The sequence below is a fragment of the Paenibacillus radicis (ex Xue et al. 2023) genome, assembly GCF_024722015.1.
GTDB lineage: Bacteria > Bacillota > Bacilli > Paenibacillales > NBRC-103111 > Paenibacillus_S.
The window spans coordinates 160,094-177,826 of sequence record NZ_JANQBD010000009.1 but is presented as its reverse complement, the minus strand read 5'-3'; the positions used below and the strand labels follow the sequence as shown (position 1 = coordinate 177,826).

The following is a 17,733-nucleotide window of genomic DNA, read 5'->3' as shown; positions in this document are numbered from 1 at the left end:
TATCGGCTCTCTTTCGATTAAAGACTATTCAAAGACGCCGGTGCTTTTGATCATATCGGATAGTTCCTCTAATGAAACACGTTCAACTTTATGAGAACTGTATTCTTGAATTGGCGCCGGTACGCCCCCCTCATAAGCAGCAACATAGTCGAAGTATACATTTCTTATAATATACATATCAGGCAATTCAATTGCGATTTTAGACTCTTCAACCGTCATGAGTTCTTCATACATTTTCTCTCCTGGACGTAGGCCTATACTTTCTACTTTTATTTCTTCTTCTCCACACAACCCTAATTTATTGGCCATCTTAGCTATTACAACATTTGCCAAATCGCTTAAACGAACAACTGGCATTTTTAGAACAAATATCTCTCCACCCTGAGCAAAACTCATGGCCTTCAATGTTAATTCCGTGGCTTGTTTCAATGTCATCATAAATCTGCTCATATTCGGATCTGTAATCGTTATCGCCCTTCTACTTTCAATCTGTGATTTAAAAAGGGGGATAACCGATCCTCTAGATCCCATAACATTTCCGAAACGTACCGCAGCAAATATAGTCCCGCGAGACCCTCTCGAGTATTGTGCAGATGCCACTAATCGTTCCGCCATTAATTTTGAAGCACCGTATGTATTGGTCGGTGCAATCGCTTTATCTGTGCTTGTGAATATTACTTTCTTTACACCTGCCGCTAAGGATGCTTGGATAACATTTTGTGTGCCAATAATATTGGTTTGAACAGCTTCAAACGGGTTATATTCGCACGAAGGAACATGCTTCATTGCAGCTGCATGAAATACATAATCAATATCCTGCATCGCTCTTTGCACACGCTCTGCATCTCTAACGTCGCCTATTAAATAACGAATATTTGTATACTCGGAATACTGTTGCTGTAACTTAAATTGTTTGTACTCATCCCGACTTAATATTCTAATAACGTCGGGCCGATCCAACAACATGGTCTGTAGTAGGCTCTTCCCAATTGTACCTGTGCCTCCGATAATTAGTATCTTCTTACCTCTATAATAACCGTCCATACCTTTATGCCCTCCTGATCTACCTTGGCTTTTTTTGCTGGATGAGTTTATTCATTAAAGCTAGCTCAGGATGGATTTGAAAATATTTAACAATATCAAAAAGTCCAAAATGCTGTTTACACGGATATAATTTCTCGAAAATATGTTTGATCAGGTTATAATCGTCCACTGTATCTAAAGTTAAACGGTATTCGGGGTGTCTCAGATAAACAGGTGCTTCCACATTAGAGAGTTTATACTTTTCAGGTCGCTCATAAATATACAAAGAAACATGCTCACGATCAGCAGCATCTTGGGTAATTTTATTAATTTCGGATAATGTCTTTGTTCTGAAAATTTCCGCGCCGAATCCGAGTGGATACGTTCTGATCAGATCATTACCGACATAGTCCAAGTAAGGATGCTCAAGCATTCTTCCGATAACTGTATCAATTGTTTCCGCGTCAATAAGCGGGCAATCGCTCGTCACTTGTACAATATAATCCGTATCAATTGCTTCAGCAGCCTCTACAGTGCGTGCAAGGACATCCTCTTCACTTCCGCGGTAAAATAGTACGTTTTGAGCTGCTGCGGTTTGTTCAATAACATCGTCCTCATTATTGGTTGTAGTTGCAATTACGATGTTTTGAATAAATTTCGATTGTCTGAGACGTTCTATTAACCTAACTAATGCCGGCTGACCATATAAATCCATCATAACTTTACCAGGCAATCGTGATGAGGTCATTCGAGTGGCTACAATAGCATTTATTTTCATATTTTTGCTCCACTTCAAGATAGACTAACCTAATGTTTGGATAAATAATTCAAAATACTTCTAAAGTCTAACGTGTTGTCTAGTACATCATCATTAAATTCGATGCCAAACTCTTGTTCCAGGGATAAAATCAGTGTCATATGATTTATAGAATCCCATGCATCTATTGTGTCCGGAGACGAGTCTTCATTAATTGCCGCAATATTCAAACCAAACACTTTGCTCATTACTTCTTTGATTCTTTGTTCCATGATCATTCCTCCGTAATCTTAATATAAGATATATTTTCCACTTTTCTATTAGGCTTGATTAATCCATATACTTTTTCATCATCAATAGTTTTTTCTAAGTCAAAGCCAATTCTATCCCAAAAATCTGAAACTTGCTGATTTTTTTTCGTAGGTACATAGCTTGCTTCCCATGTTTTTATTCCAAACATCTGCTCAATATCATTCATGCACTGATGGATAAATGCAAGTTCGACATTCCTTCCAAGTACTCTGCAACTTAACAAATAGGTGTCAATATATCCAATATTCTGTGATAACTTCGCAATGAATACGCCTGTCAAGCCATAATCGCCAAATTTATCTTGAACTCTAAGTGAGTATACACAGTTTGGATATTCCGTTAAATTCTTGATTTCCTCTTCAGAGTACCTTTTGGTCGAAACGTTGAACTGGTTTGTTTTTTGTGTTAATTGTGCAATTCGTTGTATTTCATTCGTTTTTGCAGGATGGATTATTGCCTGTAGCTCTAGTGAAGACAAGAACTGTTCTAAGTTGCTAAATTTAGATTGCTCTGATTTTCTTGCAGTCTCGTCTTGATACATTTTCGTGCGATCCTGATCTTCTTGACTTGCCGTAATCTTGTCAAACAATCCTTCCTTATAAAGAATATTCGGATATTCATACAGTTTCTCAGGAACTTGGAGCACCCTAACTTCTGGAAGTAATCGTCTTACTATTTCACATTCCATCGGATTATCGTCAACAAATACAATACTATCCTCACCAATATTGAGTTGCTTAATAATGGATGCAATATTCTCGTCTTTCTGATTCCAATTTATCCGCCACACTGCCAAATCTGACTTTTTTATCAAACAATCCGGGTGAGAACTTAGTACCTCCCAGACATCTTCTTCATTGTTCTTACTTACTAGCCCTACCATTACACCGCGTTTAATTAGATTCAACACACTTTTTTGGAAGTCATAATATGCCTTTCCCGGATAATGATTGCTGTCTAATTTGATTCCTTCTACTCCGTCTTCCCCGACAACTCCACCCCAAAGTGTATTATCACAATCAAGCAAAATACATTTCTTGGTTTTTCCTTTAAGCGCTCTGACGATTTTCGTTATCTCTAAAGCGTATAAGCTTTGAAAGCTGCTTTTAAAGGGAGCCTTGGAAGTATACCAATATCGATAATCTATGCTTTCCTGCTCACCTAGTTGACGGATCATGTGCTCCCAGTCCATGAGGAAAAAGCGAGAGCTATGCTCTACCGCATAATCACGCACAAATTGATTTATTAGTAACATTTGATGATAGCGGTCTTGAACACTTCGAATAAGTCCGGCTTCATTATAAAAAGGAGGAATAAAAGTATTGATTGCAAGCAAGGATTTAGTTTTGGTGGCAATAAGTTCATATAGGGACTTTAATGACTTTTTTGTCTCCTCATAATTCCAACCCTCACGGTTATAGCTCATATCAAATGTTTCGAGCATCAACGAAAGCACAACAACATCCGGGTTAGTTGTATGAAGGCTTGAACCATCATCCAGTATCTCTTGTGTTATATTATCGTAAGTTCCGTATACTATATTAGGCCTTATTTTTTCATTTAGTAAATAGTACTTTAGAAACGGATCAATTCTATCTACCGTAAAATTTTTCAAAAAATAAATATTACCATATGCTTCAAAAGTAGAGGCATTATTCTCCATTTGGCGAATTTGTGACATAAAATCTGCTAAGTTTGAAACTTTGAGCATCAACAAATGTCTCCCTGCATTACTTATTTTTCACTACAATCGCAGCATAACTTAAATTTGCTCTCTCGCTATCCCATTGGTCTTTTGGAGTATTATCATTACATATTATGACTTCATCCATAATTTCCAAATTACTGCTATAAAAGAGTTGTCGGATCTCTTCAATATTATTAAATAAATAGATGTGATCGATAACCGGTGCATTAGCGCATGTTGATATATAGGCTTTTCCGTCTTTCTTCAACATCTTTGCAATTTTATTCACAAGCAATTCCGGTTTCTCTACATGCTCTAATACTTCTCCCATAGTGACAAAGTCAATCGAACCATCAAACTCGTTAACTTCCAGCACATCTTTAAGCATAAAATTAACTTGTTTATTTGACGCTACATCATTTACGACATCCTTTGCCATAGCAAGTGAAGTCTCACTAATGTCAACTCCCCAATATTCAGAGAAATTACCTGAAATTATAGCATTTTTAAAAAACATCCCATGACCTACACCAATTTCCAAATACTTGTCTAATTGGACAGAACAGATATGCTTTAACCAAAACGAAAACATGTCGTGATGATTTTTCCAAAGCATCTGGGATACGCCCACACCGATCATATATTTTTCCATATACCCCTCATTAGAATAAACATTCTTATAAGTGTCTTCTAGCTTGTCAAATCTATATCGGCCATTCCGTTTAAAATAAATTTGTTCCCTTAGAACCTCTTTGCACATCCACGAATAATTTTGTGCTATCTCCCCAATTGTATAATTATTTTTCTTCAAATAACTTATATAATCATCCGCAAAGTTATTCATCCCCTGTTTTTCTTCAGAGCTTAGTTGTGTAAAATATTGGTCTAAACTCTTCTTTTGTAGTGGATTAATAGCAGATACTTCTTGAATTAATTGATCAAGTAAACTTGAATTATTCATCTACAAATTCCTTTCTGAATTTAAATTCCGACTCCATTAATCCGATCAAATAAGTATCATGATACTTCCCGTTTTTATAGACTTCAGATCTCATAACACCTTCGATTTCAAAACCATAAAACTTACACATAGCTTCAGCAAACTCCTTAACTATAGAGCCCCCATAAACTCTATACAAGTTCAATGAATAGAATGCATGCTGTAAAATCAATTTATTAGATTCAAAAAAATATTTGACATTTCTTGTTGATTTCTCAGCGATTATTGTTGATATTTCCGCTTTTCTATTAATATAATCAATCGGATACAAACCAACACAACCCAGCAACGGACCACCATTAGTATCATAGATACCTAACTGCAGTCGGTCCCTAGAGCCCTTGATATGGTTTTTCCAATAATCCATTTGTTCAGCTTTTGTATTTGGATAATAATGTTTTTGCATATATTTCGTTGTTTCTTCATCATTAAACCAATCATACCAGTCACTATTTTCAACATCACTTTCATTTAACGCTTTTAAAGCCACATACTTCCCTTGGAGAAAAACGTCTTTGTCTCTTTTCACGCCTTTTAATTTCCTCCTTAATCACCTTTTTTACAAACTATTTATTAAGAAAGCTTAAAAATTGGCATACTCTGTGGGTTGACTCACCATCAGACCAGATGAATTGGTTTAATATCTTGTCTAAATTAGAAGTGGTATTGTCCAAATCGATAAATTTCAGTACATCATGCAGCTTCTCATAATTGTTTATTAAACTAGATATACCTAGTTTATTAGTAATACATCCATCTGGTTTAAGAATATTCGGCTGATAGCTTATTACAACTTTCCCCATTAGCGCTGCATGCAAGAGTCCAATTGTAGCCATTCCTATGATAATATCAAAATTTTTAATTAAATCACTTAAGTCTCCCTTTTCTTCTAAGAATGCATAGTTTTTAATTAATGTTGGATCTTCTTTTGGATGAAATTTTATAGCTAATTCATAGTGCGGCAATATATCCATAATAGAAATTAAATCATTAATTACTTTGTGTTCTGTATATCCATACATGTCCCCATATACTAATGATATTGGTTGAGAAAGGAAGAGTATCTTCCTTTTATCTCCTTTATCATTTTTTTTACTCATCCCTTTATAATATTTGATAAATTGGTCTAATCCAGGATGCCCTAGTACCTTAATAATATTTTTAGGCACCTCTTCATTTACAGCCTCGCTTTGTGCAATATCATCCATTACTATATAATAATCAGGAAATATCGTTCTTTCATCCGCTTGAAACCTTGAATAATAGCTTGACCAATAATCTAATATTGCTACAGTGACTATCCCAGATTGTTTACAAAGTTCTATTGCTTGTAGTTCAATATCATTTCCCCAACTTGTACCTGTCACAAGCAAAGAAAGTGAGTTTTTCTCAATTTTTTGATTAAGAAGTTTAATTACTGATTCCTGTTTTTGTCCGTTAAGAGGGTTTAACTTTGCAGCTGGACCTACACAGTAATAATTAACATTCTCTTTTCCGTTGGCAACAAAATATTTATAAACTGGATTAATGACATCAAAACCACCAGGATCATGGCATAGGAGTATAATTTCTTTCATAATGAGCCAATCTCCCTCTTTCATTCCAAACCTTTTGAATCGCTTCTATAAACGTCTCAATATCGTACGATTCATACGGTAACCTACATAAATCTGCAATCAATAATGTTTCGAAATACATTTTCTCCGTTACAGCACATATTCCTCGCTCATACTGTTGTACAGGTTTTTCTATAAGAGAGAACGGATAGTTTGTATGATTGAAAACTTTTTTGTGCTGATACATAGGGAGGAGATATATTGGTTTTTGATAGCCAGTACCAAGTGGAAAGCCCTCTGCATTCATCGCATCCGAAAATGTTTTTCTCGATATACCCCACACTTGATGAATGAATTGAATTGGATATGCATAATAGGTGTGCTCAAAACCTTGCGGGATATGAACCCCTTTCAAACCCTCAAATAATTGCAGACCACTCGTAATTTGTTCCCCCAATATTCTCCGCAAATTCAACAAATGATCCAATTTTTTTAATTGTTCTATGCCAATCGCTGCATGCAACTCACTCATCCGGTAATTATTTCCTAGAGTAATGGTTTCGTAATCCTTCTCGTCATCTACAACCATTTCACCATGATTACGATGCAACCGACAACGACGTGCTAATTTCTCATCTCTAGTTAAAAGAATGCCGCCTTCACCACTATGGATAATTTTGTGATAGTTTAAACTAAATACTCCGATATCTCCTACTGTACCGGAATACCTGTTATTTATTTTTGCACCGGGGGCTTGAGCATTATCTTCAATTACGTAAAGATTATGCTTTCGTGCTATAGAAATAATTTCGTCCATCATTGCAGCCAGACCAAATAAATTGGTAACAATGATCCCCTTAGTACGAGGTGTTATCCATTTTTCAATTTCTTTTGGATTTAAGTTATATGTATGCTCATCAATATCAACAAAAATAGGCACAGCGCCATTCATCAAAATAGCACTAGCTGTGGCAACCATAGAATAAGGGGTAACTAGTACTTCATCTCCGGGACCGATCTCACAAGCGGCAACAGCGGTGTGCAACGCAGAAGTTGCAGAATTAACTGAAATGGCAAATTCAGTTCCAAATTTTGTCGAAAAACAGTTCTCTATTTCTTGAACCTTAGGACCTCCTAAGAAGCCTTCTCCTGACCGGCCAAGAAACGCAGAAACAATTCCTGATTTCATCACGCCGTTAACCGCATTTATCTCTTCTTCTCCCATTGTATTTACCCAAGGATGCGGTCTATTTCTAATAGGTTTTCCACCAAACAAAGCAAGCTCACTCATAATTGTTCCACCTTTTCTAATGAACCCTTATTAATAAATGACTTCATTAATGCTTCCGCAACCATTAATGGGTAAATTCCATCAGATTCGTTAGCCACAGGCTTTTCATTGTATAATAATATATCGGCTATATGACACATAGCATTTTTCAGGTTTGAATCTTGCAGTAAATTAGTTTGTGTTGTTTCTTTCTGAAGACTTTTCCACCCCTCAAATAATGGATGATCTCCTGTTCTATAATAGTTTACTTCGTTACCGCTGTTCATGATTTCAACTTTCCCATATTCAAAATATATATCAATTTCAAACATATAGTAGTTCTGATCGTTGAAGGCCTCTGCATAACCAATGATATTAGAGTTAACACGAAAGTGGAACGTGAACGAATATTCACCTTCTTCCTCTGCGCTTGTTGTAATTTTCTCCAACACTCTTACCTCTTCTATATCTCCAAGCATAAATCTTATGAGATCAAATAAATGCGAACCAGTATTAAAGATTCCTCGAGTATATCTAACATGAATTTTGATTGGTCTCCCATATACGTTATCAATAATGCATTCGCGAACCTTTTGCATCCCTTGGTTCCAACGACGTGAAAAATTAGGGATCAGTATTGTATCTGTTTGATTTATTAAAGAGATCAGTTTCTTTGCATTTACAAAAGAACTTTCGATAGGTTTTTCACAGAAAATAATTTTAGGACTACTGTATTCCAATATTTTTTGGATTAAATGATATCTATTATAAGGAGGTGTGCAGACACTCACCACATCTATTGCGTGATTATAAAATAATTGTTCTACTTTCGGATAAAACTTTGCCGAGGGAACAAATTTTTCTAATATGAGTTCTTTTTCAACCAAGGGATCTACAGCACCCACCAAATTGTAGTTATCATTTAGATGATAGGCTAATGTATGACTCGATGGTTTTTCTCTATTTGATTCTAAGTCATACAATAAACCGATTTTCCCTAACCCAATAACAGCACAATTAATTTTTCTATTCATAAATTCACTCACTTTTTTTGTGAATTTTGTAGAATTCATTAGCTTTGTGGCTTCTCCAATAAAAACATTTGATCAACATGCTTCTCTTTGGTCAGATAAGGATACTTTTGTTCTTTTATCAATTTCAAATCAGGAAACAGCTTCAAATATAAGTCAACAAAATTTGTTCTCCATAATTTACCTTCATGACCCCTATAATTAATTTCTTCATATTCTCCAGAGTAATATTCAAACCCCCATATATAACGCTTGCTTGTCCGGTATATTTCTTGAAGCGCTTTGTTAATATCATCAGGAGCAACATGGATCAAAACTCCACAAGTATAAACTAAATCAAAATAACTATCCTTGTAAGGGATATCGAAAGCTGACCCTTGGATAATATTGATTCTTTGAGACAGTCCCTTCGATTTCTCAACGGCATAAGACTGCAGTTCTATGCCATACAAATGTTCATAGCCATTGGACTGTAAGTGCAATAATTGATTTCCTGTGTTGCATCCAACCTCCAGTATGCGGTTAATAGATTGGCTATCCAAAAAACTCTTGTTCATATCGGTTCGGGAAATACCATATTGCTCTACATATAGCAGATCTATCTCTTTTGGTGTAAAAGTACTGCGTTCCGTATACTCTTGTCCAAACTTTCCTTGCCAGAATTCCATCTGTTCAGTAACCACTCAACTCATTCTCCTTTTTTTACAAACGATTGATTTTCTTTCATTTCCTCAATAGTCATGGAAATAATGGTTTGCAATTTTAGAAACATATCTTCAATTGATACAAACGCTTCTTGTACCGAATACAAATATTGACTAAAAGCCTCTAAAGTAATCATAGATTTTTCCTGAATATCCCAGCTTTCTCTAACCACTTGTGCTTGTCTAGCAAGTATTTCATGTTCTGCCTTTACCATCGGCCTAACGTAAACATTAAAGAAATCATTAGCGGTAAGTCTTTTAAAAGCATCGTCTAATTTTGGAAATAACTTAGCAAGTTGATTTAGTTCATTAAATTTATTTAAGGTATCCAGCTTACGCAATAATTTCACAACCCTATCAAATAGGCCATGAAAACTTTCATACTCTGCCTTCATCCGATTGATCTGCTTTTGCATTGATTCAGTGTCATATTTTGTTTTGGTTCCTTCGTACCAAGCAGCGTCTACTACTTTTTTAAGGAAATGAGTATGCATCACTTCTTCTAAGGCTTGGAATTCAGTTCCTTTGATTTTTGCACCGCCTTTGGTAGTATTTATTACTCTAATACCTGGCATATTCTCTATATAGTGTTCCATTTGATGTCTAGCCAAGTTATGTCCATAATGCGATTGGACCTGCTCACCTTCAACACCATCGACAAGAATTAGTGTTTCTTTCTCTGCTTCAGATAATTGCTCACTCTCCCGATACGAGTATTCAATCCCTTTAGCATAGAACTGATCGTTTCTGTACCCAAAATTTTGCCCTACCAACACAATTAGTTCTGCCCCCAATTTGTACATCAACTCCACGGTGACCGTAGCGATACTTGGCGCATCAGAGACTATCTCACCCGGTTCCAATTTTAAATAATATGACGATACAGGATCTTGATTTGTAATCATGTATAACATAGGACCAGGGTATAATTGTACAGTCTTGTAGCCTACGCTCGTACCGAATATCATCGGTATTTCCAATTTATCCTCAATAATTTCTTCGAAAACAAGATGATTATTAGTATTAGGATCGTATGTTGTTACTGCATCCGGAAAAATACCATTCTTAATCAATGCTCTATTAGCTGATCCAATTGAGATAATATAAGCTAGTCCTTCATTTTTAATCTTTTTCAGATTGTCTATTTCATCTTCAAGGGAGGGTCCCGCCGCTACCATTACAATTGGTTTACCTGAAAATATGTGTTTCTTCTCTCGGAATATATTTTGAGTTTCCAAAACCTTAGTGAAGTTGTAAAGACTATTAACTGTCCATAACCGTTCATACATCTTAGTGGCAGACTGAATGCTATACTTTTTAAGAAGTGAATTTTTAAAATTTTGCAGAAACGATTTCGTTTGTTCCGCGAACAATCGTTCATAGACCGGATGAACAATAATAAGAACGTTTTTTAGCATCAAACTAACCATTTGTTCAATCGCTAAAGTTTTAAATGGTTCCATGAATTCTACAAAGAAATTTTTTAAGTTTTTCGTAGGAAAGCTATCCAGCTTTCTAGAACAAATCAATTGGTAAAATACATTTACGTCCGGTTCATAAAGCGAATAGCTTCTATCTGGATAACGTTCCATCAATGTCTCAATGTGATATCCAAGCCCAACTCCATAGAAAAATATATGTTCATAACTATCCATATTCTCTTCATACTTTTGCATCCAACGTTCTGCTTCTTCAACAGGATTATATTTGCTGTGAATATAGTTCTCTTTGCCATCTAACGTAATTGTTAAACAAGAGTTCCCTGCTTTACTGGCTGAAACAGCATAATCAGTGGTGTTCACCTCGTCTTCTACTGCTTTAAAAAATTTCCAAAGATTTGGCTGTCTTTTTTTCAAATACGCCACATTATCAATTAGTATCATATTCTTTAACCTCATTCTTTATAGCATCCAGACTTGTCTGAAGATTTTCGAATAACGGCATAAATTCATAAATAATCATGTCCGCGATCAAAACCGTATCTTGGTTTAACAAGGACTCCTGAAAATCAACTAATCTGGCTTGCAAGTCATTTCTTATTGTATCAATATTAGTATCTTCTGTGAACACTTGACTCAATGTTCCCAGTATAGTGTCAAACCAACCGATGGCCTCCAAAAAATGATCCAAGCGAGCCCAAGTTTCTTTATCAGGATTTTGATAAAAAAGGTCTGCCAACCGGTTCATTGAAGGTAATGCTCGTGCAAGGTAATCTGTACCTTCACTTACCAGAGAACTAACCATTTCTTTGTGATCTACCGTAATTATTTCAATCCGGTCAACAGTCTCTATATGTTCTAAAATATAATCATCTAACGGTACATGTACCTCTTGTTCATCCACTACAATACTTTGGACATATAAACTGTGAGTTGAAACTGATGATTCAATTGTTTGCAGGATGGAAGGGATTTCTTCCGTGTTATTTTCAAATTCATATTGCTTTCCTATCAGTTCCAAAATCATACGCAAACCCCCATCAAAGTATACTGTTCTACTTTATTATCGGCTTTGTCTTTGTCTTTTTGTAGGGAGAATATTAACAGACCCTGATTGATTTCTCGATCAGGGTCTGTTAATCGAAATAAACTACCTTATTAAGAGAAGAACTTGCATAGATTGTAGATTAGCCTTTGCCAGTATAGTACCAGCACCATTGGAAAGAATGCTGCTTTTGGCGTAGGACATCGTCTCTCTTGCTATATCAACATCCCGAATTCGTGATTCCGATGCAGTCAAATTCTCAGAGAATATACTTAGATCGTAAATTGTATTCTCCAAACGGTTTTGTATAGCTCCGAGCTTTGCACGTTCATCCGATATTCGATCCATAGCATTATCGATTACTGACGTAGCCCAACGAGCCTGTGAGGATGTGCTGATATCAATGTTTGTCAACCGTAACGAGCCCGTATCGGCACTATTCACATCGATAGAATCGGTTATCCATTGGTTCGCTCCAACCTGTACAAGCACGGACGAGTCTCTTGAAGAATCTTGTGCCTGTCGTACTATATGGAATTGCCCAAGCGGGCGATTGAACCCACCTACAGGAGTGGAATCTGTAAAGGATTGCTGAGCGGAAAGAGAAAGGTTGCTTAAATCGTACCGGGCACCCTTTTTTCCTTCGATACTGATAGTTCCTTTCATCAGATCCAATCCAACTGAAGCTCCATTAAACGCTTCAACTGATCGCATAAGGGCCATGAGATCCCCCACTGTCGTATCTTGCTTCACTTCCACAGAAGTGCTGAAGCCTTTTCCGTCCTGAGTACCATTAAAGGCAATGATGTTACCTACGGTCAATCCAAGATTGTTGTGATCGCGATCAGTTAAGTCTAACAGCAACGTGTTGCCGGCAAGAGAACGATTCTGTGCGTCTATACCTGTCGTTCGAACATTTGTCGGTGTTGTTCCAAGAATAGCTTTAAGCGTCCCACCAGCGGCCACTGAACTATCGAACATCGTACTGACGCCTGAAGCACCTGTAATAGAACTGATTGAAAACTTCGATGTCGCAGTTAAAGTATTCAATAGCAAAGTCTCGATCGCTCCGCTGACGTGTAAAACCACTTGTAGTGCGCCTATACCAAACGCTTTATCCAGTTCTGCCTGTAAACCTTTCACGACTGCATCACGTGTAGTTAGTCCTGATCCTATATTAGTAGCTCTTTCAATATTAGGTTGGTCCAATAAATTGATCATAGCCGATCTGTTGCCCAGAACAACTGTAAGCTTGTATTGATCTGGGTTATTCGCAACACCACTTATATTTATTCCGGCAGCTATATCATTAGCACCTAAGATACCTCCTACTACAGCACTGAAGCCTAAAACCCCTAAAGCACTTTGATCGGAAGCATCGGGTGCTAGCACAGCAACAGAAGATGCCGATCCGGTGGTCACAGACTCAAATTCAATTTTGTTATCGACTGTAAGTCGAGCTTGAACCTTTCCAGTAACAACAGCATCACTACCAATTTGATTATTAATCTCATTAACAAGATCACTTTTTGTAGCATAGAGCTTAGATGATAGTGTTATTGTTCTCTGTTCACCGCCATCTACCGCCAGCCGAAATTGGTCGTTAACTCCATAAGCAATGTTGATGCCCTTTGCAAATCCCATAATGCTATTAACACCATTAGCTGTGATCGTAGAACCAGAATGAATGATCCCTCCGGAAGTACTAGCGGCTAGTCCGAATAAATTGCTTAACCCAGCTGATAAAGTCACGTTAAACGAGTTGGTCTTAACAGTTGATGTTAACCCCAACTTTCCTGCTCTATCATCTACTTTTACAACACCGCCTCCAAATGCGCTATCCAATTGATTCTGAATTTCACTCTTCAGTGTGATTAATGTATAGCTGGTATTATTATTCAAAGTGACCGTTGCGCTTCCACTGCCCAGATTCACAACAAATTGCCCAGAAGCTGCACCGTTTGTAATATTGATGCCGTTACTCATATCGAGTGCCCCTGCAATCTTATCCTGATATCCTCTGAATCCCATCGCAGAAAGTGCAGAACGGTTGTACGCGCCGGATCCGAATGAAAACTGAGTTTGGTCTCCTGCTTCCTTCGTTGTAACTTTAAGCTTACCATCTTCTACGGATACTTGTACCTGATTCTTTTCAACGAAAAAACCGGAAGCTTTCAAAGACGAATTAATCGCTTCTTCTACAGCATTGGCAAATTGATCCTGTGTGTATCCGCTTCCTGTACTGGCTGCAAGAAACGCGCCTGAAACAGTTGTTGTACCGTTAATATTAAATGAAAAGTTGTCATTCACACCGGCTACAATGGCAATTTTCTCATCCAGAGCATTAAACGCGGTTTCCGAATATCCATAACCGGTAATCGTCTGCAATGAGCCTCTTTCCGTAATTGCACTGCCGCCTATCGCTTTACCGGCCAAACCCATAAGATCGGCTGCAGCAACCACATTGGAAACAGCCTTGGTTCCTTGTAATTCTTTGGCCGCGGTCAGACTGCCGTTTAATAGTTTCTTAGTATTGTATTCGGTCGTATATGCGACACGGTCAATTTCCGCTTTAAGCTGCTGCACTTCCTTCTGCAACTGCTGCCGATCGGAATCAGTATAAGAGTCATTAGACGCCTGCACCGCAAGCTCTCGCATTCGTCCTAAAATATTATGGGTTGTACTTAAAGCGGCCTCAGCAGTCTGAATAAGCGATATGCCATCCTGCGCATTTCTTGATGCTTGATCTAAGCCACGAATTTGACCTCGCATTTTCTCGGAAATTGCCAATCCTGCAGCATCATCTCCAGCACGGTTAATACGCAGTCCGGAGGATAGCTTCTCAACGGACTTGTACATGGTCGTGTTATTATCCGTTAACTGTCGATGCGTATTAATTGCCGACATATTATGATTAATTCTCACATAATCCCCCCTTCATTCAATCAGCCCTTTGGAATTTAAACTGCCCTTAGGCTCATAAAAGAAAAGACTCTAGATTTACTAGAGTCTTTTCCATGATGAAAAGGATGATTATCTGAGCAATTGCAGTACGCCTTGTGGCTGTTGGTTCGCTTGCGCCAACATCGCTTGGGCTGCTTGGGAAAGAATATTGTTCTTCGTGAAGTCCATCATTTCTTTCGCCATGTCTACATCGCGGATACGGGATTCGGAAGCAGTCAAGTTTTCCGAAGATGTTCCCAAGTTGTTGATTGTGTATTCCAAACGGTTTTGGATAGCACCAAGCTTAGAGCGCTCTTGAGAAACAACTTCAAGTGCATTGTTCACTACGCTGATAGCGGACTGTGCACCGTCTTTTGTGCTTACATCAATGTTGGAAATTTTCAAGGAAGAGGCGCTGACGTTGTTGATGTCAACAGCTACAGTTTGACCTTGATTTGCACCGATTTGCATCGACAAGGAAGCATCACTTGCAGCATCTTGTGCTTTTTGCGTTACCTTGAAGTCTCCGAATGTTCTGTTGAAATCACCAATAGCCGTTGTATCAGTAGCGGATTTTTGAGCGGAGAATTTCATGTTGCTGATATCGTACTTCTCTCCGTTTTTACCAACGACATTGATTTGGCCTTTTTCAATATCAAGAGCAACAGATGCACCGGCAAATGCATCGATAGAGCGAACCGCTCCAAGCAAGTCACCAATAGTCGAATTCTCGGTTACTGTAAGACTTGCCTTATACTCTTTGCCGTCTTGAGTTGTTGAAATTGAGATAACATTCCCTTTACTTAACCCAAGGTTTCTATTATCGGAATCGGTGATATCTTTCAACAATGAATTAGTAGCAAGTTTATTATCCACTGCATCCTTACCTGTTGTTGTTACATTCGTTGGGTTTGTACCAGGAGTTGCGACTACTGACGTTGCTCCTAACAATGTGTTTGCTAGATTAACAGTAGCACCAGTTGCCCCGGAAATTGCAAAAACATCTGTCGCAGACTTGGTCGTGAACCTTATTGTATCATTACCTGCTGCATTGGCAATTGTACTTACGTTTACAGCATCTTTGCCAAATGCTTTATCCAGTTCGGCTTGTAACGCTTTAACTACGGCATCTTTTGTGCTTGGATTGTTCGCAAAAGTGCCAACATTATTAATATTTGGTTGATCCAAAAGGTTAAGTGTAGCTGTTTTGGCGCCTAATGTAACATTCAACTTAAAGTTAGCGAGATTAGTATTATCAATGCTTACACCTGCAGAAATGTTAACACCACTGATATTTCCAGCAGTCGCTCCATAACCAATAGCTCCTAGAGCTGATTGAGCTAGTGTCCCCGGATTGCCTACAGTTACCGATGAACTGGAACCTGTTGCAACAGAAGTAAATACAACTTTCCCACTATCGTCCAGTTTTGCTTGAACTTTACCAGTAAGAGCTGATGAACTGCCGATTTGGTTGTTAAGTTCATTCACCAAATCTTCTTTAGTTGCATAAAGCTTTGCGGAAAGTGTTAACGTGTCAGTATTGGCGCCGTCAACTGTAAGACTCAATTGGTCATTAACACCTTTAGCTATGTTGATGCCATTGCTATATCCTAGAACTGTATTGGTTCCAGCAGTTTTAACTGTTGAACCCGGATTAATAATTCCCCCCGTGGATCCATTTGCTATATTCATTGCTTGACTTGATGCTAGACCGGATACTAAGAAAGTGTCAACACGCAAATTACTCTTAAGCTCTATCTTGCCACCATTGTTAGTAACAGATGCTACTCCCGTGCCAAATTTCGCATCCAATTGTGCTTGAATATCTGTAACAAGTGTATCAGCATTATAAGCTTTACCAGTAGTGAGTTGAATCGTTTGGGTTACATTTCCTAGTACCACATCAAACGCACCTGAAGCCGCGCTAGCAAAGGTAACATTCCCTACAGCTGCAGAACTCTTTATAGAATCTTGATTTCCTGCGGTACCAAAAGTAGCTAATGCACTACCAGCACCTGAAGCCACAGTAATTGCTAGTGTTGTGTCTCTACCTGCTTCTGAAGTTGAAAATCTCAATTTGTTATCAACCACGTCTACTTTCAGACTATGTCTTTCGGTGGCAACCCCCGAAGCTGTAAGAACAGCGTTCGCTGCAGCTTCCACAGCCTTTGCAAATTGATCCTGACTATAGCTGCCTGCTGCAATTGTACCTGAAGAGTGGGTAACACCATTAACCGAGAATGTGAACCTATCATTGATACCTGCTTTAATAACAGTTGTCTCACTCAACTCGTTAAACGCTGTTTCGGAGTATCCTTTACCTGTAACGGTTTGAACTGCACCGCGCTCAGTAATGGAAGCACCGCCAACTGCCGTTCCTGCGCTTGCAGCAAGATCCTGGACATCAACTTTAGCTGAATTAGCAACCGTTCCTTGCAATGCTTTAGTCGCTGTTAAGCTGCCGTTCAACAATTTCTTAGTATTGAACTCAGTAGTGTAAGCAATACGGTCTACTTCGGATTTCAACTGTTCAACTTCTTTTTGAAGTTGAGCACGATCGGAGTCAGTGGAAGTATCATTCGCAGATTGTACGGAAAGTTCACGCATACGTTGCAAAATGTTATGAGTAGTGCTCATTGCACCCTCAGCTGTTTGAACTAGGGAGATAGCATCTTGAGCATTACGGGATGCTTGATCCAAACCACGGATTTGGCCGCGCATTTTTTCGGAAATTGCCAAGCCGGCAGCGTCATCGCCTGCACGGTTAATACGGTAACCGGAGGATAATTTCTCTAAGGATTTGTTAGTACCTGCAGTGTTGTTAGTCAACTGACGGTGAGTGTTCATTGCTGCTAAGTTGTGATTAATTCTCATTGTTTTTTCACTCCTTGAAAGGTTTACCCACATCCATGTGGGGTTGTCTGACATACTATCCGATCAGGTCGGCCGTTCCTGAGCAGAAATAG

13 protein-coding genes and 2 pseudogenes are annotated in these 17,733 nt (G+C 38.1%); all 15 read right to left on the bottom strand.

Translation table 11 applies throughout. From position 1 onward, the window contains the following. Positions 1-24: 24 nt before the first annotated feature. On the bottom strand, positions 25-1,044 hold the full coding sequence (locus NV381_RS14335; RefSeq protein ID WP_258213969.1) for a UDP-N-acetylglucosamine 4,6-dehydratase family protein: 1,020 nt from the start codon (positions 1,042-1,044) through the stop codon (positions 25-27). Between the two features lie 19 nt (positions 1,045-1,063). Next, positions 1,064-1,801 carry a glycosyltransferase family protein gene (locus tag NV381_RS14330; protein ID WP_258213968.1) on the bottom strand — a complete coding sequence of 246 codons (738 nt, stop codon included), beginning with the start codon at positions 1,799-1,801 and terminating at the stop codon, positions 1,064-1,066. A 29-nt stretch (positions 1,802-1,830) separates the two neighbouring features. Then, on the bottom strand, positions 1,831-2,052 hold the full coding sequence (locus NV381_RS14325; RefSeq protein WP_258213967.1) for an acyl carrier protein: 222 nt from the start codon (positions 2,050-2,052) through the stop codon (positions 1,831-1,833). Positions 2,053-2,054: 2 nt separating this feature from the next. Beyond that, complete coding sequence (locus NV381_RS14320; protein WP_258213966.1) at positions 2,055-3,803, bottom strand: HAD-IIIC family phosphatase; 1,749 nt, start codon at positions 3,801-3,803, stop codon at positions 2,055-2,057. A 19-nt stretch (positions 3,804-3,822) separates the two neighbouring features. Beyond that, complete coding sequence (locus tag NV381_RS14315; protein WP_258213965.1) at positions 3,823-4,740, bottom strand: class I SAM-dependent methyltransferase; 918 nt, start codon at positions 4,738-4,740, stop codon at positions 3,823-3,825. Continuing rightward, the gene (locus NV381_RS14310) at positions 4,733-5,308 is read right to left on the bottom strand and encodes a GNAT family N-acetyltransferase (protein WP_258213964.1); all 576 of its coding nucleotides are present in this window, start codon (positions 5,306-5,308) and stop codon (positions 4,733-4,735) included. The genes NV381_RS14315 and NV381_RS14310 overlap by 8 nt, the downstream gene beginning before the upstream one ends. A 37-nt stretch (positions 5,309-5,345) precedes the next feature. Beyond that, complete coding sequence (locus tag NV381_RS14305; protein ID WP_258213963.1) at positions 5,346-6,356, bottom strand: hypothetical protein; 1,011 nt, start codon at positions 6,354-6,356, stop codon at positions 5,346-5,348. Further along, positions 6,328-7,626, bottom strand: a complete 1,299-nt coding sequence (locus tag NV381_RS14300; protein WP_258213962.1) for a DegT/DnrJ/EryC1/StrS family aminotransferase — start codon at positions 7,624-7,626, stop codon at positions 6,328-6,330. The genes NV381_RS14305 and NV381_RS14300 overlap by 29 nt, the downstream gene beginning before the upstream one ends. Then, the gene (locus NV381_RS14295) at positions 7,623-8,678 is read right to left on the bottom strand and encodes a Gfo/Idh/MocA family protein (RefSeq protein ID WP_258213961.1); all 1,056 of its coding nucleotides are present in this window, start codon (positions 8,676-8,678) and stop codon (positions 7,623-7,625) included. The genes NV381_RS14300 and NV381_RS14295 overlap by 4 nt, the downstream gene beginning before the upstream one ends. Then, positions 8,678-9,319 carry a pseudaminic acid biosynthesis-associated methylase gene (locus tag NV381_RS14290; RefSeq protein ID WP_258213960.1) on the bottom strand — a complete coding sequence of 214 codons (642 nt, stop codon included), beginning with the start codon at positions 9,317-9,319 and terminating at the stop codon, positions 8,678-8,680. Before NV381_RS14290 ends, NV381_RS14295 begins: the two co-directional genes overlap by 1 nt. A 5-nt stretch (positions 9,320-9,324) precedes the next feature. Beyond that, complete coding sequence (locus tag NV381_RS14285) at positions 9,325-11,223, bottom strand: motility associated factor glycosyltransferase family protein (protein ID WP_258213959.1); 1,899 nt, start codon at positions 11,221-11,223, stop codon at positions 9,325-9,327. Next, a complete protein-coding gene (locus tag NV381_RS14280; protein WP_258213958.1) occupies positions 11,210-11,806 on the bottom strand; it encodes a hypothetical protein in 597 nt (198 codons plus the stop codon). The genes NV381_RS14285 and NV381_RS14280 overlap by 14 nt, the downstream gene beginning before the upstream one ends. A gap of 123 nt (positions 11,807-11,929) precedes the next feature. After that, positions 11,930-14,749: a flagellin gene (locus tag NV381_RS38465; RefSeq protein WP_419182269.1), complete on the bottom strand. Its 2,820-nt coding sequence runs from the start codon at positions 14,747-14,749 to the stop codon at positions 11,930-11,932. Positions 14,750-14,857: 108 nt separating this feature from the next. Next, a pseudogene (locus NV381_RS38460) lies at positions 14,858-15,109 on the bottom strand (flagellin); the annotation flags it as partial. Positions 15,110-17,284: 2,175 nt separating this feature from the next. After that, a pseudogene (locus NV381_RS38455) lies at positions 17,285-17,614 on the bottom strand (flagellin); the annotation flags it as partial. Positions 17,615-17,733 lie beyond the last annotated feature (119 nt).